Here is a 21009-nt window from a genome sequence, read left to right as displayed (position 1 = left end):
GTCTCAGCGCACCCTTTCGGGGTTGAGGTCCTTCTCCAGCCGCTGCGAATAGCGGCTCATGGTGTAGCAGGCGACGAAATAGACGAAGGCGGCGTAGAGATAGGCCTCGGTGGCGAAGCCCAGCCAGTTGGAATCGCCCAGCGCCGAGCGCAGCGTGGTGAAGAAGTCGAAGATGCCGATGATGAGGACCAGCGTCGTGTCCTTGAACAGGCCGATGAAGGTGTTCACCTGCGCGGGAATGGTGATCTTCAGGGCCTGCGGCATGACGATGAACCGCATGGTCTGAGCATAGTTCAGGCCGAGCGACTGGGCGCCCTCGAACTGGCCCTTCGGGATGGCCTGGAGGCCGCCGCGGAAGACCTCCGCCATATAGGCCGCGGCGAAGGCGATGAAGGCGATCTGGGCGCGGATCAGCCGGTCGATCTCGACGCCCTGCGGCATGAAGAGCGGCACGATGAAGGTGGCGATGAAGAGGAGCGAGATCAGCGGCACGCCGCGGATGAACTCGATCCAGGCAACCGAAAGGGCCCGCACCACGGGCCGCCGCGACCGCCGCCCGAGGGCCAGCATGATGCCGATGGGATAGGCCATGGCGAGGCCGAAGACCGACAGGAAGATGGTGACCAGCCAGCCGCCCCAGAGCCGGGTCGCCACCGGCTCGAGGCCGGGGATCGGAATGGCGAGGACCGAGCCGCCCATCAGGCCCCACATCAGGGCGAGTATCGCGAGCCAGGCATAGACGAGTTCCCGCCGCCAGAAGAGGCGCTGCGTCGAGAGCGCGACCATGACCGCGAAGATCACGAGCACGGTGGCCGGCCGCCAGCGCTGCTCGAAGGGGTAGAGGCCGAAGACGGAGAACCAGAACTTCTCGCCGATGAAGGCCCAGCAGGCCCCGCCCGCCTCGCGGCACTGGGCGGCGGTGCCGGTCCAGGTGGCGTTGATGAAGGCCCAGGACAGGAAGGGCGGCAGCGTCCAGGCGAGGACGGCGAGGCAGACGATGGTGATCGCCGCGGTGCCGGGCGTGCCGAAATAGGTGCGCAAGAGCGCGACCGGCCACGGCGGCAGGACGCTTGCCGGCGGCTTCAGGTCGGCGAGCTTCTCGCCGGCGACGTAGTGGACGAGCGCGTCCAGGGAGACGGGGCGGTTCATGGGTCAGCGCTCCCGGATCGCGACACGGCCGTTGTACCAGTTCATGAAGCCCGAGGTCAGCAGCGAGATCGTGAGATAGACCAGGGCGAAGACGAGGATCACCTCCACGGCGCGGCCTGTCTGGTTCATGGTCGTGTTGGAGACATGGACCAGGTCGGGATAGCCGATGGCGACCGCCAGCGACGAGTTCTTGGTGAGGTTGAGATACTGGCTGGTGAGCGGCGGAATGATCACCCGCAACGCCTGCGGCAGGATCACGAGCCGCATGATGCGCGGCGCCGGCAGCCCGAGCGCGCGGGCGGCCTCCCACTGGCCCTTGGAGACGGCGACGATGCCGCCACGAACGATCTCGGCGATGAAGGCGGCGGTGTAGAGCACCAGGCCGAGCAGCAGGGCGACGAACTCGGGTGAGAGCTCGATGCCGCCGGTGAAGTTGAAGCCCTGGAGGACGGGCACGCTGATGGTGGCCGGAAAGCCCTGGACCGCGAGCGCCAGGAACGGCGGCACGACCATCAGCGAGACGGCGATGGGCAGGGTCGGCGGCGCGTCGCCGGTCGCCTCGCGGCGCCGCTTCAGCGCGCGGGCGGCGATGACCGCGGCGACGACGCCGGCGACGAAGGCCCAGACGACGGGCCAGAGCACGTGGGACCATTCCACCCACGGCACTTTCATGCCGCGGTTCGACAGGTACATGCCCGGCCCGAACGGCAGAGCCTGCCGCGGCCCCGGCAGGGTGTTGATGATGGCGTACCAGAGGAAGAGCTGCAGCAGGAGGGGCGTGTTGCGGACGACCTCGACATAGCCGGCGACGAGGCGCGCCAGCAGCGGGTTCGAGGACAGGCGCATGACGCCGATCGCCACACCGAGAAGGGTGGCGAGGACAATGCCGACCACGGCGATGCGCAGGGTGTTGAGAAGCCCGACGGCGAGGGCGCGGCCATAGCTGTCGGTCGGGGCGAAGGGGATGAGCCCCTCGCCGATGGCGAAGTTCGCGGGTCGGGAGAGGTAGTCCCAGCCGAAGGTGAGGCCGCGGGCCACCATGTTGGCGGACATGTTGGTCCACGCCGCCCAGACCACGAGGACGACGAAGGCGACGAGCGCCGACTGCAGGGCGAGCCCGCGCTTGACCGGGTCGTTCCAGAACGCCGTTCTGGCCGCGGGCGGGGTCTCGATCGTGCTCATGAGGGCGTCCGTGGTGCCGTATCGTCCGGGAGGGCACGCAAGGGGCATGCCCGGCAAAAAAGGCACCGGGGCGCTGGAGCGCCCCGGCGAGTTAAGGCTGCCGGTTGATGGCGATCCGCCGGTCAACGGGCCGGCGGTGCGTAGAGAAGGCCGCCCTTGGTCCAGATGGCGTTCTGGCCGCGCTCCAGACCGAGGGGCGTGTTGACGCCGAGATGACGCTCGAAGATCTCGCCGTAATTGCCGAAGGCCTTGAGGATGGTGCGGGCATACTGGTCGTTGGCGGCACCGATCGCCGTGCCCATGCCCGGCTCTACGCCCAGCAGGCGACGGATGCGGGGATCAGTGGCGGACCCGGCGATCTGGTCGACGTTGGCCTGGGTGATGCCGAACTCCTCGGCGTCGATCAGGGCGAAGACCGTCCAGGCGACGATGTTGGTGAGCTCCTCGTCACCCTGGCGGATGGTCGGGCCGAGGGGTTCCTTGGAGATGCGCTCCGGCAGGATCACGTGGTCTCGCGGGTTGGCGAGCAGCGTGCGCTGCGCGGCGAGCGCGGCGAAGTCGTTGGTAAAGACGTCGCAGCGGCCCTGGTCGTAGGCGCGGCGCAGCTCGTCCAGCGCCTCGATGACGACGGGGCGGAAGGTCATGTTGTTCTGGCGGAAGTAGTCCGCGAGGTTCAGCTCGGTCGTGGTGCCCGGCTGGACGCAGACGGTGGCGCCGTTCAGGGCGCGGGCCGAGGTCACGTTGAGGCGGCGCGGCACCATGATGGCCTGGCCGTCATAGAAGACGATGGCCGGGAAGTTGAACCGGTTGACGCCGGTGTCGCGGGTCAGCGTCCAGGTCGTGTTGTTCGAGAGGACGTCGACCTCGCCGTTGGTGAGCGCCGGGAAACGCGACTGGGTGGTCACCGGCACGAACTCGACCTTGGAGGGGTCGTTGAAGATCGTGATGGCGATGGCACGGCAGATCTCGACGTTGAAGCCGCCCCAGACGCCCTGGGCGTTCGGCACGCCGAAGCCGGGGTTGGACGGGCCCTGAACGCCGCAGCGGATCGTGCCGCGGGCCTTGATGGCGTCGAGATCGCGGCCCGCCTCAGCGGCCGTCGGGCCGAAGACGAGGGCGGTGGCCGCGAGGCCCGCCAGGACGATGTTCCTGATCATTCCCTACTCTCCTGTGAGGAACCCGCGCGCCGGAGGCGTCGTCGGGGCAACCGTGGGCTGCCGGTGGGTCCCGGAAGCGGAGGTAAGGTCTGCGAAAGGTTTCCCCGCATTTCAACGGGGGCATCAATATCTGTGACAATTTGCATCAGCCACGCTTATCGGTTGCGCAGTACCGGTTCCGCGTGCCGATTCCCGCATCAAACTGATGGGTCGGACCCCCGATTTCCGGTGCCATGGCACCGCTTCGCTCCCGCAGGTCTGCCTATCCCGCAGGCGCGCCGGGCGGCGGCACGAGGCCGTGACCGTCGTCGGGATGACGCGTTGCGGCGATCCGTCGCAGCAACCCTGGCGCGAACACAGGGGCGTCAGACAGACGGACGGGACGCACTCCGCCAGGCGCGGGGATCGAGGCCGTGGGCCTTCAGCCGCGACGCGAAGGTGGTGGGGCGAAGGCCGAGCCGCTCGGCCGCCCCGCCCGGTCCAGACACCTTGCCGCCCGAGAGCTCCAGCGCCGCGATCAGGCTTCGCCGGTCGAGCTGGCGCCGCTCCTCCTCCGTCAGCAGACCGTCGGAGGGCATCACGATCGCCTCCGGAGCGGTGCGGCTCGGAGTGCTGCCCGGCAGGTCGATGGCGAGGCGGCCCTTGCGGGCGAGGATGGCGGCGCGCTCGATGACGTTCTGCAGTTCGCGGACATTGCCCGGCCAGGCGTAGCCGGCGAGGCGCCGCACATCCTCTTCCGAGAGGCCGAGGCCGGATATCTTCAGCTTGCGCTCGGCGTGGCGAAGGAAATGCAGCGCCAGCGGCGCCACGTCGTCGACGCGCTCGCGCAACGGGACCGAGTGGATGGGGAAGACGTCGAGGCGGAAATAGAGGTCCTCGCGGAACCGCCCTGCCCTCACCTCGGCGCGCAGGTCGCGGTTGGTCGCGGCGATGACGCGCACGTCGACGCTGCGGGTGCGCTCCTCGCCGACGCGCTCGAACTGGCCCTCCTGCAGGATGCGCAGGAGCTTGCCCTGGAGCTCGAGCGGGATCTCGCCGACCTCGTCGAGAAAGAGCGTGCCGCCGTCGGCGAGTTCGAAGCGGCCGACGCGGTCACGCAGCGCGCCGGTGAAGGCGCCGCGCACGTGGCCGAAGAACTCGCTCTCGAAGAGCTCGCGTGGGATCGCCGCGCAGTTGACGCGGATGAGGGGCCGGTCGCGCCGGCCACTGGCCTCGTGGATGGCGCGACCGATCAGCTCCTTGCCGGTGCCGGATTCGCCCGTGACGAGGACGGTCGCGTCGGTCGGGGCGACGAGATCGATCTGGCGCAGAGTCTTCTGGATGGCCGCCGACCGTCCGATGATGCCGCGGTGATTGCTCTCGAGGCGGATCTCCTCCTGGAGATAGGCGTTCTCGCGCTCCAGCCGCTGGCGCAGGCTGTCGACCTCGGCGAGAGCCTGCCGCAGCTTCTCCTCCGCCTCGCGCCGCTGACTGACATCACGGAACACGATCACCGCGCCGATGATGGCGCCGCGCTCGCGAATGGGCGTCGAGGTGTATTCGACCCAGAGCGGCGTGCCGTCCTTGCGCCAGAAGACCTCGTCCGCCACGGTCTGGACCGCCCCGTTCCTAAAGGCTGCATAGATCGGGCAGTCGTGGTTCGGATAGGGCGAGCCGTCGGCGCGGTGGTGGTGGACGAGCGAGTGCATGTCCTTGCCCACGAGCTCCTCCGCGGTCCAGCCGAGCAGGGCTTCGGCGGCCGGATTGACGAAGGTCGTCTTGCCGTCGGCATTGACCCCGTAGATTCCCTCGCCCGCCGCCTTGAGGATCAGCTGGTTCTCCCGCTCGATGGTGTGGAAGAGGCGCTCCACCCGTTTCCACTCGTCGATTCCCTGGCGGAGCGTGCCGTCGGCATCGGCATCGACGTCGCGGCGGTGGCGTGCGTCGAGGTCGGCCATGGTGAGGAGGATCAGGGGCTCGGCGCCGGCCCGCAGCACGGTCCCGGCATATTCGACACGCAGCGTCCCGCCGCCCGCCTTCAGCGGCGACAAGCTGCGCGTATGGGCAAGACCCCTGTGGAGGACCTCTTCGGTGAAGACAACCAGGGCCGGCCGCTGGCCGCGATGCAGATCAGTGATCCGCAGGGCCCTCAGCGCCGCCGCGGGATAGCCGAGGAGCCGCTCGGCGGCCGGATTGGCATCGACGATGGCCGCGGACCGCGGATCGACGACCAGCGCGGGCTCGGCCAGCGCAGTGAAGGCGGCCCCGGCGGGGGAAGCAGTCGGAATCACGGCGGGCCTCCCTACATCACGACATATCGTGAGATATGCAACGATATTTCGTCAATGACGATTTTTCGTGATCTGGCGACCGACGGCCAGATGTCAGTGGCGCTGCGGCTTTGCGCCTCTGCCCTGGAACTGGCCTCGACCTTGCTAGCGAAGGAGATGCGATCGCCGTCCACCGCAAGCCGAAGGATGACCCCATGGCCCTGTTCGACAATCCGTTCAATGCCGCGAAGCGTTTCCTGAAAGGCTGCGTCTGCGGCCGCCACGCCTCCGATGCCGAACATGAAGCGTCCATCACGGCGGAAGCGGTCGCCGTCGAAGCGGCCGGCGAGGAGAGCCGCTACCGCCGCATCGTCGAGCAGGCGGTGATGCGCGCGCTCTTCCCCGAGGACCACCAGCGCCGCGCGTTCCTGAAGGCGGTGGGCGCCTCCACGGCCGCCGCCGCCATCGCCACCTTCTTCCCCATCGGGGCTGCCACCGAGGCCCTCGCCCAGACCGGCCCGATCGAGAAGAAGGACCTCAAGGTCGGCTTCATCCCGATCACCTGCGCGACCCCGATCATCATGGCCCATCCGCTGGGCTTCTATTCGAAGCACGGCCTGAACGTGGAGGTGGTGCGCACCGCCGGCTGGGCCGTCATCCGCGACAAGACCATCAACAAGGAATACGACGCCGCGCACATGCTGGCGCCGATGCCGCTCGCCATCACCATGGGCGCCGGCTCGAACCCGATCCCCTACGCCGTCTCGGCCATCGAGAACATCAACGGCCAGGCGATCACGCTGGCCAACAAGCACAAGGACAAGCGCGATCCGCGCCAGTGGAAGGGCTTCCGCTTCGCCGTGCCCTTCGACTATTCCATGCACAACTACCTGCTGCGCTACTACCTCGCGGAGCATGGCATCGATCCGGACCGCGACGTGCAGATCCGCTCCGTGCCGCCGCCGGAGATGGTCGCCAACCTGCGCGCCGACAATATCGACGGCTATCTTGGCCCCGATCCGTTCAACCAGCGCGCGGTCTTCGACGGCGTCGGTTTCATCCACTTGCTCTCCAAGGAGCTGTGGGACGGGCACCCGTGCTGCGCCTTCGCGGCGAGCCGCGAATTCGCCACCAGCATGCCCAACACCTACCGCGCGCTGCTGAAGGGCATCATCGACGCAACCGCCCATGCGCAGAAGCCGGAGAACCGCAAGCAGATCGCCGAGGCCATCGCCGCGCCGAACTATCTCAACCAGCCGGTGACAGTGCTCGAGCAGATCCTCACCGGCACCTATGCCGACGGCCTCGGCCAGGTGAAGCGCGACCCGAACCGCATCCAGTTCGACCCCTTCCCGTGGGAGAGCTTCTCGGTGTGGATTCTCACCCAGATGAAGCGCTGGGGGCAGATCAAGGGCGACGTGGACTATGCCGGCATCACCCGCCAGGTGTTCCTCGCGACCGACGCGGCGGCGATGATGAAGGAACTCGGCCTCACCCCGCCGGAGGCCTCGACCAAGACCTTCTCGGTCATGGGCAAGGCCTTCGATCCCGCCAAGCCCGAGGAGTACATCGCCTCCTTCGCGATCAAGCGGACCTGACGGCCACACGCTGCGGAGCCCTGCCGATGACCCGGCCTCCCACCCCGCCGTTCACCCCCGAGACGGCGCGCCAGAAGGTGCGCGCCGCCGAGGACGCGTGGAACACGCGCGACCCCGAGCGCGTGGCGCTGGCCTATACCGAGGGCAGCACCTGGCGGAACCGGTCTGAGTTCTTCTCCGGCCGGCCGGCGATACGCGCCTTCCTCGCGGCGAAATGGGCCCGGGAACAGGACTATCGGCTGATCAAGGAGCTCTGGGCCTTCCACGAGAACCGCATCGCGGTGCGCTTCCAGTACGAGTGGCACGACGGCGCCGGCCAATGGTTCCGCTCATACGGCAACGAGCAGTGGCAGTTCGACGCCGCGGGCTACATGGAACGGCGCGAGGCCAGCATCAACGACGTGCCGATCCGCGAGGCGGACCGGCTGTTCACCTGGGACGCGGGTCCCCGCCCGGCCGACTTCCCCGGCCTGACGGAACTCGGCCTGTGACGCCGGCAAGCCAGGAGACCCCATCATGACCCGTTCGGTCGGCGCCCGCGCGCTGGTCCTCTCCCTCGTCATCCTCGGCATCTTCCTCGCCGCCTGGCACGTCGCCGTCAGCGGCGGCGGCGCGGGGAGCCAGGCGGTCGACCCGGAATATGCCAAGCTCGTGGGCGCGGCGGCCGCCACCGGCGGGCAGACGCCCATGCCCGGGCCCGTGGACGTCGGCAAGGCCATCTGGCGGCACCTTTCCGACCCGTTCTACGTGCGCGGCACCAACGACATGGGCATCGGCATCCAGCTCGCCTATTCGCTGGCCCGCGTGCTCCTCGGTTTCGGCATCGCCGTGGCGGTGGCCGTGCCGCTCGGCTTTCTCATCGGCATGTCGCCCATCGTCTACCGGGCGCTCGACCCCTTCATCCAGGTGATGAAGCCGATCTCGCCCCTCGCCTGGATGCCGCTTGCCCTCTACACGATCAAGGATTCCTCGCTCTCCTCGATCTTCGTGATCTTCATCTGCTCGCTCTGGCCGATGCTGATCAACACGGCTTTCGGCGTCGCCTCGGTGCGCAAGGACTGGCTGAACGTCGCCCGCACGCTCGAAGTCGGGCCGGTGCGCAAGGCCTTCACGGTGATCCTGCCCGCCGCGGCGCCGACCATCCTCACGGGCATGCGCATTTCGGTCGGCATCGCCTGGCTGGTCATTGTCGCCGCCGAGATGCTCGTGGGCGGCACGGGCATCGGCTACTTCGTCTGGAACCAGTGGAACAACCTGTCGCTCACCGACATCATCACGGCCATCCTGCTGATCGGCCTCGTCGGCATGGCTCTGGACCAGATCCTGGCGCGCCTCACGCGCCTCGTGACCTATCCGGAGTGACGCGCGTGGCCGCTTCCTACATTTCCATCGAGGGCATCGCCCGCCGCTTCCCGGCCCCCGAGGGGGGGAAGACCACCATCTTCGAGGACCTCTGGTTCGCGATGGAACGGGGCGAGTTCGTCTGCGTCATCGGCCATTCCGGCTGCGGCAAGACCACCGTCCTCAACATCCTGGCAGGGCTGGACGAGCCGAGCGAGGGCGCCGTCATCATCGACGGCAAGGCGATCGAGGGACCGAGCCTCGACCGCGCGGTGATCTTCCAGAGCCACGGCCTGCTGCCCTGGCGCACGGTGCTCGGCAACGTCGCCTATGCGGTCTCGTCGAAATGGCGCGACTGGCCGAAGGCGAAGGTCGAGGACCATGCGCGCAAGGCCATCGCCACGGTCGGGCTGTCCGGCGCCGAGATGAAGAAGCCGGCCCAGCTCTCCGGCGGCATGAAGCAGCGCGTCGGCATCGCCCGGGCGCTGTCCATCGAGCCGAAGATCATGCTCATGGACGAGCCGTTCTCGGCCCTCGACGCGCTGACCCGGGGCACCCTGCAGGACGAGGTGCGCGGCATCTGCCGCAACACCGGCCAGACGGTGTTCATGATCACCCACGACGTGGACGAAGCCATCTACCTCGCCGACAAGATCGTGCTCATGACGAACGGGCCGGATGCGCGGGTGGCGGAGATCGTCGTCAATCCTTTGCCGGCTGACAGATCGCGCAACGAGGTACACAAGCATCCCGCCTACTATCCCGTGCGCAACCACATCATCGATTTCCTGGTGGAGCGCTCGAAGACCTTCGCCGCGGAGCTCGCCCAGCCGGGCAAGGTCTGGAACCGCCGGGCCCCGCCTCTCGTGACGCCCGGCGCCGCTGGCGGCTCCGCGCCGCTGGTGCGGGCCGTCTGACCCATCCACCACAACAATCCCCAAGGAGACGGACATGATCCGCGACGACCTCACGGAAAAGATTCTCGACATCAAGCGCGAGAAGGGCTGGACGTGGAAGCACATCACGGACGAGATCGGCGGCATGTCGCCCGTGCTCGTCATCGGCGCCCTGCTCGGCCAGCACAAGCTGGTGAAGCCGCTGGCGAAGAAGGCAGCCGCCCTGTTCGGCCTCTCCGCCGCCGAGGAGGCCATGCTCAACGAGGTGCCGATGCGCGGCACCGGCACCTCCATGCCGCCGACGGATCCGCTGATCTACCGCTTCTACGAGCTCGTCCTCGTCAATGGTCCGGCCTGGAAGGCGATCATCGAGGAGGAGTTCGGTGACGGCATCATGTCGGCCATCGACTTCAACATGGAGTTCGAGCGCGAGCCGAACCCGAAGGGCGACCGGGTGAAGATCACCATGTCCGGCAAGTTCCTGCCCTTCAAATACTACGGCAACGAGCAGGGCATCCCGGACTACGGCTTCAAGGAGGCGTGATCACCGCACGGCTTCCGGACCGGCGCGCGGCGGGCGAGACTGCCGCGTGTCCGACCGGGAGTTTCGCCTTGCGTGCCGCCGCGATCGCCTTCAGCCTCGCGGTGCTCGCCGCCCCGTCGCCCGCGCGCGCGGCGGGTCCCTGTCCGCCCGCCGATCCCTGCCGGGTGGCGTCCGGTGCCTATGCCCTCGCCCTTCCCCGCGGCTGGGACGGCCGGACGGCCCTCCCCCTCATCGTCTTCTTCCATGGGTTCGGCGACAGTCCGGCGGGCGTCCTCGCGCGCACGGACATGATGCGCCTCGTCGAGGAGCAGCGCGTCATCCTCGCCGTGCCGCAGGGTCTCGAAGCGCGCTGGCACGTGCGCCCCGGCGGCCCGCGGCCCCGCGATGACCTCGCCTTCGCAGCGTCGGTGGCGGAGGACGTGATGGCGCGCCACCGGGTCGATCCCGCCATGGTGGTCGCCAGCGGCTTTTCGGCCGGAGCCTTCCTCACCTGGACGCTTGCCTGCGAGCGGCCCGGCCGGTTCACCGGCTTCCTGCCGGTGGCGGGCGGTCTCTGGCATCCCGTCCGCGAGGGCCCCTGCCCCGGTGGTCCGGTCGCGATCCGCCATGTTCACGGCCGCGACGACCACACGGTTCCGCTCGCCGGGCGGACGCTATCGGGCGGAGCGCGGCAGGGCGACATCCGCGCCAGCCTCGCAGCAGCCCTCGTGACCAACCATTGCGCGCCGGTGCCTGAGGTCGGCGAACTCGGCGCGGAGACCTGCACCACATGGCGCGCCTGCCGGGGCGGCGCGCTCACGTTCTGCACCCACGCGGGCGGCCATGACATGGACGCTCGCTGGATCGCCGAAGGCCTCGCCTGGCTGCGGGCTCTGCCCAGAGCCGCGCGATAATGTCAAAAGACACTTGGCAGAGGTGCGATATGCGGCATGATGGGCGATGGACAGGACCACTGAGACCCGCGACGCGCGCATGAGCGACACCACCGACCTCATGCGTCTGACCTATTTCAGCCGCCACGATCTCCCCTGCGACGCTGACGGGTTCAATCCCGCCTTCACCGCGATCGAACAGGTGGCGGTGCCGCGCAACGGCGATCTCGGCGTCACCGGCTTCCTCATCTGCGCGCGCGCCTGGTTCGCCCAGGTCATCGAGGGGCCGGCCGCGAGCATCGAGCAGCTCTATGCCCTGATCGAGCCCGACCCGCGGCACCATTCCGTGCAGGTGGTCGAGCATGTCGCCGCCGACCGCCGCCTGTTCCCCGACTGGCACATGGCGATAGGCCACGCCTCGCCGCAGGCCGGCATGGTCTTCGCGACGTTGGACTTCTCGGAGGTCGAGACGCCGCAGGGCCGCTTGCCCAGCGACTTCCACGATCTCGCGACCGACCTCGCCGCGCTGAAGCGGCTGACGGACTGACGCCTCAGAACCCCGCCTGCACCGCAATGATCGTCTCGCCGCGGATGTCCTCGGTGAGTTGCTCCTCGAGTCGGCCAAAGTCGGGCGTCGTCTTCAGCTTGTAGGAACGCGGGTGGGCGAAGGGGATCGTGACCTCGCTCTTGAACCGGCCCGGCCGAGCGCTCATCACCAGCACGCGGTTGGCCATGAACACGGCCTCCTCGATGTCGTGGGTCACGAAGAGCACGGTCTTGCGGTGCGTCTCCCAGATGGAGAGCAGCAGTTCCTGCATCAGCGAGCGGGTCTGGTGGTCGAGCGCGCCGAAGGGCTCGTCCAGCAGCAGGACCTTGGGATCGTTGGCGAGCGCCCGGGCGAGCGCGGCGCGCTGCTGCATGCCGCCCGAGAGCTGCTTGGGATAGTGGTTGGCGAACTGGGTGAGGCCCACCTGCGCCATCAGCTTCTCGGCGGTGGCGCGCCGCTCGGCGGCCCCCACCCCCCGTTCGCGCGGGCCGAACTCGATGTTCTCGACGACGGTGAGCCAGGGAAACAGCGTGTAGCTCTGGAACACCATGCCACGGTCGGCGCCGGGTCCGGTGACGGGCCTGCCGTCGAGCGTCACGGTGCCCGTGGTCGGGCGGTCGAGCCCGGCGACGATGCGCAGCAGTGTGGACTTGCCGCAGCCGGAGGGGCCGAGGATGGCGACGAAGTCGCCCTCGCCCACCGTCAGGTCGACCGGCGCCAGCGCCTGGACAGGATTGCCGCCGCGCACGCCGGGGAAGGTGCGCGAGACGCCCTTGACGACGACGCCGCTCATATCGTGCTCCAGGGAAACAGCTTCTGGTTGACCGCCTTGAACAGGAAGTCTGAGATGAGCCCGATGACGCCGATGACGATGATGCCGAAGATCATCTGGCCGGTGGCGAGCAGCGCCTGGCTCTCGATGATCATGTGGCCGATGCCCGAGGACGAGCCGATGAGCTCGGCGACGATGACATAGGTCCAGGCCCAGCCGAGGACGAGCCGGAGGATCTCGGCGATCTGCGGCGCGGCATAGGGCACCATGACGCGGCCGACGATGCCGGCGTCTCGGGCGCCGAGGGTGAGCGCCGCCTCGACCAGGTCGCGGCGGATGGAACCGACCGCCACCGCCACCATCAGCACGATCTGAAACACCGAGCCGACGAAGATCACGAGCAGCTTCTGCTTCTCGCCGACGCCTGCCCAGAGGATGAAGAGCGGGATGAAGGCGGACGCCGGCAGGTAGCGCGCGAAGGAGACGAAGGGCTCGAAGAAGGCCTCGACCGGCTTGTAGGCGCCCATGGCGAGACCGAGCGGCACGGCGATGAGTGCCGCAAGAATGAAGCCGCCGACGACGCGCCAGACGGTGACGGCGATGTCGGCGAGGAACCCGTGGTTCGTGATGAGATACCAGCCCTCGCGCAGCATGGTGACGGGATCGGCGAGGAAGATCTTCGGCACCAGTCCGCCGAAGGTGACCGCCGCCCAGGCGGCGAAGAAGATCACGAAGAAGGCGATGCCGAGGACGACGCGCGCCGTCGTCGATACGGGCTCGAGGGGTTTCATGGGATCATCCGTTCCGCAGCATGCATCGCCGCGACCTCCAACGCGTCATGGCCGGGCTTGGCCCGGCCATCCACGCCTTGACCACAAGGTGTGAGAAGGACGTCGTGGATGCCCGGCACGAGGCCGGGCATGACGACATGATCGCGCCTGCTTACTGGATGAACCGCGTGTCGACCATGGTGTCGAAGTTCGGCTTCTGCCGGATGATGCCGAGTTCCAGCAGGAGGTCGGCGGCCTTCTCGGAGAAGGTGCGCCACTCGCCGGCGAAGAAGGTCTTGTTCGCCGCCTGGTCCTGCCAGCGCAGGTACTGGGCCGAATTGCCGAACTGCTCCGCCGTCTGGCGCACGTCGGCGCCCATGATGCGGAAGGCTTCGGCCTGGTTCGACTTGATCATCTCCAGCGCCTCGAAATAGCTCTTGGCGAGCGCGCGCACGGCGGCCTCATTGCCCTGAATGAATGCGGGCGTGCAGCCGAACGTATCCATCACCATGGGATAGTCGAGGGTGGTGGCGATGATCTTGCCGGCCTGCGGCGCGGCGCGCACCGAGGAGAGGAAGGGCTCGTAGGTCATGGCGGCATCGTTCTGGCCGGCGACGAAGGCCTGGGCGGCCGGACCCGGCTCCATGTTGACGACGGTGACGTCGCGGATGGAGAGGCCATTCTCCTTCAGCATCCAGGCGAGGGTGAAATAGGGCGCGGTGCCCGGCGCGGAGGCCGCCACCGTCTTGCCGCGCAGGTCGCGGATCGAGTTGATGCCGTTGCGCACGGCCATGCCGTCGGCGCCGTAGCTCTTGTCGAGCTGGAAGAGCTGGGTGGTGGCGATGCCGTTGGCGTTCCAGACGATCCAGGTTTCCACCGTGGTGGCGGCGCACTGGATGTCGCCGGAGGCGATGGCGAGGTGGCGGCTCGCCTGCGGGATCTTGCGGATCGTCACGTCGAGGCCGTTGCGGGCGAAGATGCCGGCTTCGTTGGCCAGCGTCAGCGGCGCGAAGCCGGTCCAGCCGGAGATGCCGATATTGACCTTGGTCTGGGCGAAGGCCGGGCCGGCCATGGACAGGCCGACGGCAAGGGCCGCGCCGGCCAGCAGGCCGCGCAGGGTGGACGGTTGCGACATCGTCGTTCTCCTCTGGCGGCTCTGACGAACATGAACCGCTTCTGCCGTCACTCTAGGGGGGAGGTTCCATCCCGCGGCATACGGATTTATGCGTAGGCTCGCATATTTCTGTGCAGCGCAGCACGAGGCTGCGCCGCCCGATGTCGGAACCGGTCATGCGCCGGGCGTGCCGGCTCAGCTCTTCACCCAGGCGGGTGCCGCGAAGCGGAACTGGTCGAGCGTGTTCTCGGCGATGCGGAACCACAGGTTCGAATCGTCGGTGAACTTCTTCCAGCTGTCGTACACCGCCTTGAACTCCGGGCTCTTCGTCGCGAAGTCGTCCAGCGTCTCCACCGTCGCCTTCAGGCAGGCGTCGAGGACGGGCTTCGGGAAGGCGCGCAGCTGGGCGCCGGCGGCCACGAGCCGGCGCAGGGCGTCCGGGTTCTTGGCGTCGTAGTTCGCCATCATCTGCACGCACTGCTCGCTGGCCGCCGCCTCGTAGGCCGCCTTGAAGGCCGGGGGCAGCTCGGCCCATTTCGCCTGGTTGACGAAGGAGGTGATCTGCGCCGAGCCCTCCCAGAAGCCGGGCGTGTAGTAGAAGCGCGCCACCTTGGCGAAGCCGAGCTTCTCGTCGTCATAGGGGCCGATCCACTCGGCAGCGTCGATCGTGCCGCGTTCCAGCGCCGTGTAGATGTCGCCGGCGGCGATCTGCTGGGGCACGACGCCGAGCTTCGACAGCACCGTCCCGCCGACGCCGCCGATGCGGAACTTCAGGCCCTTGAGGTCCTCGAGCGTGTTGATCTCCTTGCGGAACCAGCCGCCCATCTGCACGCCGACATTGCCGCAGGGCACGTTGACGAGGCCGAACTTGGCGAAGACGTCGCGCATCAGCTCCTTGCCGCCGCCGGCCATCATCCAGGCCTGCTGCTGGCGGGTGTTGAGCCCGAAGGGCATGCCGCCGTCGAAGCCGATGGCCGGATTGCGCCCGAAGAAATAGCTGGAGAGCGTGTGGGAGCACTCGACGGTGGAATTTGCCGTCGCGTCGAAGACGCCGAGGGCCGGCACGATCTCGCCGGCGGCGAAGACCTGGATCTGGAACTTGCCCTCGGTGATCTGGCCGATGCGCTCGGCCATGGCGAGGGCGGACCCGTGGATGGTGTCGAGGCTCTTCGGCCAGCTCGTCACCATGCGCCAGCGCACGGAGGGAGTCTGGGCCAGGGCGGGCGCGGCGACGGCCGCGGCGGCGGCTCCTGCCGTGCCGGCCAGAAAGTGACGTCTCTTCATGATGGTCTCCCGTGTGTTCGGCGTCGGTGGCACTTCTCGCGTGCCTTCCTCGACGTTCCCCCAAAGACTGGTCGTGCGATGCGTCAGTTGCCGGCCTTCTTGCTGATGACGGTGACGCAGTGGACGTAGTCCATCGCGTGACCGGCCGGATTGGCGGCGACCTCGGCCTCGTAGGCGCCGTAGAAGGCGTCGACGATGGCGGCGCGCTCGGGCGCCGGCCGGCGCGGGTCGAGCGCTCCGGCGAAGACCGTCTCGGACCAGGAGCGCAGCGTCGGCACGTAGGCGTGGGCGAAGGCCGCCGCGTCGCCGTGGCGGGCGAAGTCCGCCGCGTAGGGACAGGCCGTCACGGTGGTGGAGATGTGGTCGAGGACGAGGCCGGCCTGCGAGACCGCGGAGCCCGCGTCTCGGAAGGGCGCGGCGAACTCGTCCGGCGTCTTGTAGAACTGCTGGAAGGTCGCGCCGCGATACTCGGCTTCCGTGATGCGCCCCTTCTTCCACAGCTCGCGCCAGTGGCGGGCGAATTCGTCGAACATGTTCACGCCGCCCGTGTTGCCGAGATAGCGGCCCTGCTCGTCGGCGCAGAAATTGGCGAGCACCAGCTTGCCGCCGGGGGCGAGTTCGCGGGCGCGGGCGAGCAGGATCGTGTCCCAGTCCTCCATGGCCTGCCGGCGGAACAGCGCCTGCTCATCGGGCGTCGCGCCCACCGCCTGGACATGGTCGGCGATGAGGCCCGGGCGCTTGCTCAGCCAGTGCATGGCGGTGGCGGAGAAGCCGAGATGGAGCGTGCCGTCGGGCACGATCTGCCGGTAGAAACTGGTGCCGGAGCCGAGGATGTAGAGGTTCGGCGTGTCTGCGAGGGGCGACTGCGCCTGGTCGCCGAGCAGCCCCTGGGTGAGGCGGAACAGGGCCGAGAAGTCGTTGTGCGGCAGGTCGGTATAGGTGACCTGGATGGCCCGCCCCGGCGCCCGCCGACGGACCGTCTCGACGAGACGCCGCATCATGTCGAGCGAGGTGCCGCCGTCGGCGGCGCCGTAGTCGCAGACCGAGAAGGCGGTTTCCGCCGCCTCCAGCGCCATGGAACCAAGCGCCTCGACCACGAGATCGCCGGCCTTGTCGATGACGGCCTTGGCCCCCACCGTATTGGAGGAATAGTAGCCCGCGCCGCGCATCGCGATCACCTGGGCGGAAGCCTTGCCTGCCATGCGCATTCCCCTACGTGCGGCTGCCGGAGAACAGCCTATCTGCAATGAACCCCGACGCAACGCGAAAACATCTGCGGTATTCTCCGGATCAATCGTTGTCGGTCAGTCCCGCACCTGCCCCCAGCACGCGCGAGCGCGCCGAGGCCGGCACGTAGGTGCGGGCCGCCAACGCATCGAGCGCGGCGATGATGTCGGCCGGGACGGCGGCTCGGGTGAAGGCGCGCTCATCGGCTGTCGCGACGGCGGCCTCGGCACGGTCGAGAGCGGAGGCTTCCACGGCCGGGTCGCCATAGGCGGGGCCGTCGAGCGCGAGAACCAGGGCCGGCCAGTCCGCGCCGGCGCGTGCGAGGCGGCGCGCGGCGCGCCCGATCTCTTCAGCGCCGCCCCAGGAGAGCCCCGCCCCCCGCGCCGCCTTGGCGGCGAGGGTCTCCACCTCGTTCAGCGAGAGATCGACAGGCACGGCACTCACGACGGAACCCTCACGATGCCATGCGCTCCGCCGAAGCGCGGCAGATTTCGTCCGGGAAGGGGGCGTCGGCGAAAAGGGCGATGCGCAGCCATCGGTCCGAGCGCGGATCGAAGCGGCTGGCGCCGAAGAAGGCGAGCTTGGCGCGCAGGAGGTCGACCGGCCGCATGGTGGCGGCGACGAGATTGTCGCGCACCTCGGCATAGGGATGGGCGAGTGCGATCTGCGCCCGCCGCACCACGTGGCGGAAGGCCGGGCGGCGCATCAGGAAGGCGGCGACGGTCTCGCCTGCAGGCTCCGCGCCGAGCGCATCGATGAGCCGGCTCACGTCCCGTGCGACAGCAAGTGGCTGCTCACGGTCGGCCCCCTCCTCCGCCTGCCGTTCGCCGAGCCGCGGCTCGAGCTTCTCCTCCGAGACGTACCAGAAGCGGGCCTCGCTCGCCGGGTCTGCGAAGTCGAAGCGTCGCACCCAGGCATAGGCCGCGTGGAGACGGGCGCGGAAATCGCCGACGGTCATCCGCCCGTCGATGGGGAAGACCGCGTCCTCGTCGGCGTCCATCGTATCGGCGAGATCGTCGACCAGCGCGCCGTTGGGCTCGAGGATGAGCGCGACGACGGATTCCTGCCCCTCCAGTGAGAGGTTCGCCTCTGCATGGCGGTAGAGCGCGTCCCAGGGAGCGGGGGCGGTGAGAAGCGGGCCGGCGGCGGCTGCGAGGGCGTCGAGATCACTCGCGAGCCCGGCGATCCGCGGCGCCTGGACGGGATCGTCGGTGTGCCAGCGGGCGACGGTGGAGCGCATCGCCCCCAGCGCCGCACGGAAGTCCGCCTGCTGCTTTGCCGAAGCGACCGGAACCGCCCTCACCCGCGCCAGCGCCGTCTCCCGCGCGTGGAACCAGCGGTGGACCAGGAGAGGATGTCGCACCAGGAACGGCGCCATGCCGAGGCCGGTGGAATTGCCGACGCCGAGGCTGCGGCGCAGCGCCGGATCGAGCCGTACCGCGCGATCGCCGCCGCGGGCGACGGCCACGTGCTCGACGAGGTCGAGGGTGAAGGTGCGGATGAGCCAGACGGCCAGCATCTCGGCGCGGAACGGGCCGGCGAGTTCCGGGCGGCCGGCGATCCGGTCGCGGTCGGCGATACCGAACTTGCCGTTGCCGTAGACGGCCGTCGTGCGCATCAGGTAACCGACACCGGCGAGGAGCGCTGCGTCGGGCTGCCTTCCCGCGGCGAGGCTGTCGGCGACATGGGCGAAGAGGCGGACGCTCTTGTTGGCGCGGGCGAGCACGAGGTCGCGCTCGGTGAAGCGGCCGGCCTCCTGGCGCGGCGCGTTGGCGCGCAAGCGCTCGACCTCGGCGGCCGTGGGTACCCCGTCATAGAGCACGTAGCTGGTGTCCCAGGCCTCGGCGATGACGCGGTCGGTGCGCATCTCGTCGGCGAGCGGCGTCGAGAAGGCGACGAGGGAATAGGTGCTGCGGGGCGAAGATACGGTCAGAACGGCATGGCCGAAGCCCTCGGGATCGATCTCCCAGGCTGTCCGGGCATACGTCCAGCCCTCGGCCTCGATGCGCCGCAAGAGGGCGCGCAAGAAGCTCAGGCGGGTGGGATGGGCGGCACCGAGCCGCTCCAGCGTCATCACCGAGTCGGGCGAGCGGAGCGCGAGGGTCATGCGCCCTGCCCCGCGAGGCGCAGCAACATGGCCTCGGTCGCCTCGTCCACCTCGACGCCCTCGGCGGCGATGCGGGCCCGCGCCGCCGCGCGCCGGCCGCCCGGCAGACGGCCGCCGGTCTCGGCGCCGAGCGCCTCCACCACCACGGCGAGGCGGTCGGCGAAGAAGCCGCCGGAGGAGATGTCGGGCGCCAGCGCGATGAAGAACTGGCCGGTCTTCGGCGGCCCGCCGGCGGGCCCGGAGAAGGGGCTCGCCTGGATGCCCGGCATCGCGCCAGCGAGGCAGGCGGCGAAAACCTCGACGAGAAGCGCCGCGCCCACGCCCTTGTAGCCGCCGGAAGGCACCATCGTGCCCTTGAGGCCCGCAGCCGCATCGGTCGTCGGCTTGCCGTCGGCGTCCAAGGCCCAGCCCTCGGGGATCGCCTCGCCGGACTTGGAACGCTTGATCACTTCGCTCTTGGCGATGACGCTGGCACTCTGATCGATGACGAAGCGCGCGCCACCCTTGCCGTCGGGAACCGCGAGCGACCAGGGATTGGTGCCGAGCACCGGCTTGCGGCCACCCCAGGGCGCGATGGAGGCCGGCGCATTGGTGAAGCCGATGCCGACGAGTCCCGCCTCGGCGATGCGCTCGGTGTGATAGGCGAGGATGCCGCAATTGTAGGAGTTGCGGATGGCGAGGCTCGCGATGCCCTGGCTGCGGGCGGTGTCGATGAGCGCCGGCAGGCCGAGATCGATGGCAGCATGGGCGAAACCGGAACCCGCATCGACGACGAGGCTCGCGGGCGCAGGACGCGAGAACGCGGGCTCGGCGCCGCCGATGACCTTGCCGCAGGTCAGGTGCTCGCAATAGACCGGCAGGTACATGAGGCCGTGCGAGCGGATGCCGTCGCGCTCGGCCCCGGCGAGGCCCGCTGCCAGCGCCGCCGCCTGCGCCTCGCTCGCACCATGCCGGCGAAGCGCCGCGGCGGCGAGGGTCTCGATGGCATCGACGGTCATGCGCGGCATATGCAGTCCTCACCCTTGTCGGCCCACCGGGCCCTTGCCCGCGGCCGCTCCAGGGCGCTGCCGCGTCCATGCACGCTTCAGGCCAAACTCAACCGGGGCCCAGTGCCCGCCTGAGAAAGGCCATCCAGTTCTCGCCCATGATGCCGTCCACCTCGTCCTGCGCAAAGCCCGCAGCCCGCAGCCCCGCGGCGATGCCCGGAAAATCGGCATTGGAGCGAAACCAGGCAGGCTGGGCCGGGAAGACGGGCGGCCCGTTGGGATTGGACGCGGTCTCGAAGGTCCAGCGCCCGTCGCGCATCCAGGCGACGGCGGAGTCCGGCCGGTCCTGGCAGAGGTCCGAGCCGATGCCTATGCGGTGGGGGCCGATGCGCTCGGCGAGCCGCGCCGCCATGGTGGCGAAGTCGGACAGGGTGCAGGCGGAGCCGCCGGCCATGTGATGGGGATAGAGAGACAGGCCGAGGAGGCCGTCATGGGCGGCGAGCGCGTCGATGACGCGGTCGGAGACGTTGCGCGGGGTGTCGCGCCACCAGCGCGGATTGGCGTGAGAGACGGTGACGGGTCGCGCCGAGCGCTCGATGGCATCGACGGTCGTGCGCTCGCCGGCATGGGACATGTCGATGATCATGCCGAGGCGGTTCATCTCGGTGATAACCTCGCGGCCCATGCGGGTGATGCCGCCATCCTCGTATTCCTGCCAGCCGGCGCCGAGGAGGGACTGGTTGTTGTACGTGAGTTGGAGAAAGGTCAGGCCGCAATCGCGCAGCACTTCGAGTAGGCCGAGGTCCGCCTCGATCGGGGACGGGTTCTGCATGCCCAAGAGGATGGCGGTGCGGCCGGAAGCCTTTGCCGCCTCGATGTCGGCGAGCGAGCGGGCCTTGACGATGAGGTCGCCATGGGCGGCGAGGCGGCGGTTCCAGGCGACCAGGAGATCGACCGACTCGCGGAAATTCTCGTGATAGCCGACGGTGGCATGGACCACGTCGACGCCGCCAGTCCGCATCTCCTCGAAAATCCTGCGGGACCAGGCGGCATATTGGGCGCCGTCGATCACGAAGGGGCGGGATGCGGGAACCGGCATGCAGGAGACCCGTTGCACAGGCGAGCGGTATTCTGACGCTACGTTAGACCAGGCTCGCAAGGGCGGACCAGTGCGCTGCCGGCGTGGCTGGTCCCGTGCCCGTGATACCCTCGCC

At 68.9% G+C, this 21009-nt stretch carries 20 protein-coding genes; 7 read left to right on the top strand and 13 right to left on the bottom strand.

The window, feature by feature from the left end; all coding sequences use genetic code 11:
- Positions 1-3: 3 nt before the first annotated feature.
- The 4 genes from ACT6XY_RS01500 to ACT6XY_RS01485 all read right to left on the bottom strand — a co-directional run bounded on the left by ACT6XY_RS01500 (position 4) and on the right by ACT6XY_RS01485 (position 5758).
- Positions 4-1149, bottom strand: a complete 1146-nt coding sequence (locus tag ACT6XY_RS01500; RefSeq protein ID WP_444746576.1) for an amino acid ABC transporter permease — start codon at positions 1147-1149, stop codon at positions 4-6.
- A 3-nt stretch (positions 1150-1152) separates the two neighbouring features.
- The gene (locus ACT6XY_RS01495) at positions 1153-2331 is read right to left on the bottom strand and encodes an amino acid ABC transporter permease (protein WP_444746575.1); all 1179 of its coding nucleotides are present in this window, start codon (positions 2329-2331) and stop codon (positions 1153-1155) included.
- 122 nt (positions 2332-2453) lie between these two features.
- A complete protein-coding gene (locus tag ACT6XY_RS01490; RefSeq protein ID WP_444746574.1) occupies positions 2454-3488 on the bottom strand; it encodes an amino acid ABC transporter substrate-binding protein in 1035 nt (344 codons plus the stop codon).
- A 365-nt stretch (positions 3489-3853) separates the two neighbouring features.
- Positions 3854-5758: a sigma 54-interacting transcriptional regulator gene (locus tag ACT6XY_RS01485; protein WP_444746573.1), complete on the bottom strand. Its 1905-nt coding sequence runs from the start codon at positions 5756-5758 to the stop codon at positions 3854-3856.
- 194 nt (positions 5759-5952) lie between these two features.
- Between ACT6XY_RS01485 and ACT6XY_RS01480 the strand changes: the two genes are divergently transcribed.
- The 7 genes from ACT6XY_RS01480 to ACT6XY_RS01450 all read left to right on the top strand — a co-directional run bounded on the left by ACT6XY_RS01480 (position 5953) and on the right by ACT6XY_RS01450 (position 11535).
- Positions 5953-7335 carry a CmpA/NrtA family ABC transporter substrate-binding protein gene (locus ACT6XY_RS01480; RefSeq protein ID WP_444746572.1) on the top strand — a complete coding sequence of 461 codons (1383 nt, stop codon included), beginning with the start codon at positions 5953-5955 and terminating at the stop codon, positions 7333-7335.
- 26 nt (positions 7336-7361) lie between these two features.
- The gene (locus ACT6XY_RS01475; RefSeq protein WP_444746571.1) at positions 7362-7826 is read left to right on the top strand and encodes a nuclear transport factor 2 family protein; all 465 of its coding nucleotides are present in this window, start codon (positions 7362-7364) and stop codon (positions 7824-7826) included.
- Positions 7827-7851: 25 nt separating this feature from the next.
- Entirely contained in the window at positions 7852-8697 is an 846-nt protein-coding gene (ntrB, locus tag ACT6XY_RS01470; protein WP_444746570.1) for a nitrate ABC transporter permease, read from the top strand.
- Between the two features lie 5 nt (positions 8698-8702).
- Entirely contained in the window at positions 8703-9593 is an 891-nt protein-coding gene (locus tag ACT6XY_RS01465) for an ABC transporter ATP-binding protein (protein WP_444746569.1), read from the top strand.
- Between the two features lie 34 nt (positions 9594-9627).
- Positions 9628-10116: a cyanase gene (cynS, locus tag ACT6XY_RS01460; RefSeq protein ID WP_444746568.1), complete on the top strand. Its 489-nt coding sequence runs from the start codon at positions 9628-9630 to the stop codon at positions 10114-10116.
- Between the two features lie 68 nt (positions 10117-10184).
- A complete protein-coding gene (locus tag ACT6XY_RS01455; protein WP_444746567.1) occupies positions 10185-11009 on the top strand; it encodes an alpha/beta hydrolase family esterase in 825 nt (274 codons plus the stop codon).
- A gap of 46 nt (positions 11010-11055) precedes the next feature.
- Positions 11056-11535, top strand: coding sequence for a BLUF domain-containing protein (locus ACT6XY_RS01450; protein ID WP_444746566.1), 480 nt, complete (start codon positions 11056-11058; stop codon positions 11533-11535).
- 4 nt (positions 11536-11539) lie between these two features.
- On the opposite strand, the gene ACT6XY_RS01445 is transcribed toward ACT6XY_RS01450, so the two are convergent.
- From ACT6XY_RS01445 to ACT6XY_RS01405, 9 genes are all read right to left on the bottom strand, one after another.
- The gene (locus ACT6XY_RS01445; protein ID WP_444746565.1) at positions 11540-12328 is read right to left on the bottom strand and encodes an ABC transporter ATP-binding protein; all 789 of its coding nucleotides are present in this window, start codon (positions 12326-12328) and stop codon (positions 11540-11542) included.
- Positions 12325-13098: an ABC transporter permease gene (locus ACT6XY_RS01440; protein WP_444746564.1), complete on the bottom strand. Its 774-nt coding sequence runs from the start codon at positions 13096-13098 to the stop codon at positions 12325-12327. The genes ACT6XY_RS01445 and ACT6XY_RS01440 overlap by 4 nt, the downstream gene beginning before the upstream one ends.
- A gap of 151 nt (positions 13099-13249) precedes the next feature.
- Positions 13250-14212, bottom strand: a complete 963-nt coding sequence (locus tag ACT6XY_RS01435; RefSeq protein ID WP_444746563.1) for an ABC transporter substrate-binding protein — start codon at positions 14210-14212, stop codon at positions 13250-13252.
- Positions 14213-14386: 174 nt separating this feature from the next.
- Positions 14387-15475, bottom strand: a complete 1089-nt coding sequence (locus ACT6XY_RS01430) for a TRAP transporter substrate-binding protein (protein WP_444746562.1) — start codon at positions 15473-15475, stop codon at positions 14387-14389.
- An 83-nt stretch (positions 15476-15558) separates the two neighbouring features.
- Positions 15559-16677 (bottom strand): SAM-dependent methyltransferase, encoded by a 1119-nt coding sequence (locus ACT6XY_RS01425; protein WP_444746561.1) that lies wholly within the window; start codon positions 16675-16677, stop codon positions 15559-15561.
- Positions 16678-16765: 88 nt separating this feature from the next.
- Positions 16766-17146 (bottom strand): DUF3726 domain-containing protein, encoded by a 381-nt coding sequence (locus ACT6XY_RS01420; RefSeq protein WP_444746560.1) that lies wholly within the window; start codon positions 17144-17146, stop codon positions 16766-16768.
- Between the two features lie 10 nt (positions 17147-17156).
- Entirely contained in the window at positions 17157-18809 is a 1653-nt protein-coding gene (locus tag ACT6XY_RS01415; RefSeq protein WP_444746559.1) for a hypothetical protein, read from the bottom strand.
- Positions 18806-19816, bottom strand: a complete 1011-nt coding sequence (locus ACT6XY_RS01410; protein WP_444746558.1) for an Ldh family oxidoreductase — start codon at positions 19814-19816, stop codon at positions 18806-18808. The genes ACT6XY_RS01415 and ACT6XY_RS01410 overlap by 4 nt, the downstream gene beginning before the upstream one ends.
- 88 nt (positions 19817-19904) lie before the next feature.
- Positions 19905-20894 carry a membrane dipeptidase gene (locus ACT6XY_RS01405; protein ID WP_444746557.1) on the bottom strand — a complete coding sequence of 330 codons (990 nt, stop codon included), beginning with the start codon at positions 20892-20894 and terminating at the stop codon, positions 19905-19907.
- Positions 20895-21009: the final 115 nt, after the last annotated feature.

The organism is Phreatobacter sp. (assembly GCF_052440005.1).
GTDB lineage: Bacteria > Pseudomonadota > Alphaproteobacteria > Rhizobiales > Phreatobacteraceae > Phreatobacter.
This window is presented reverse-complemented; position numbering and strand designations above follow the sequence as displayed.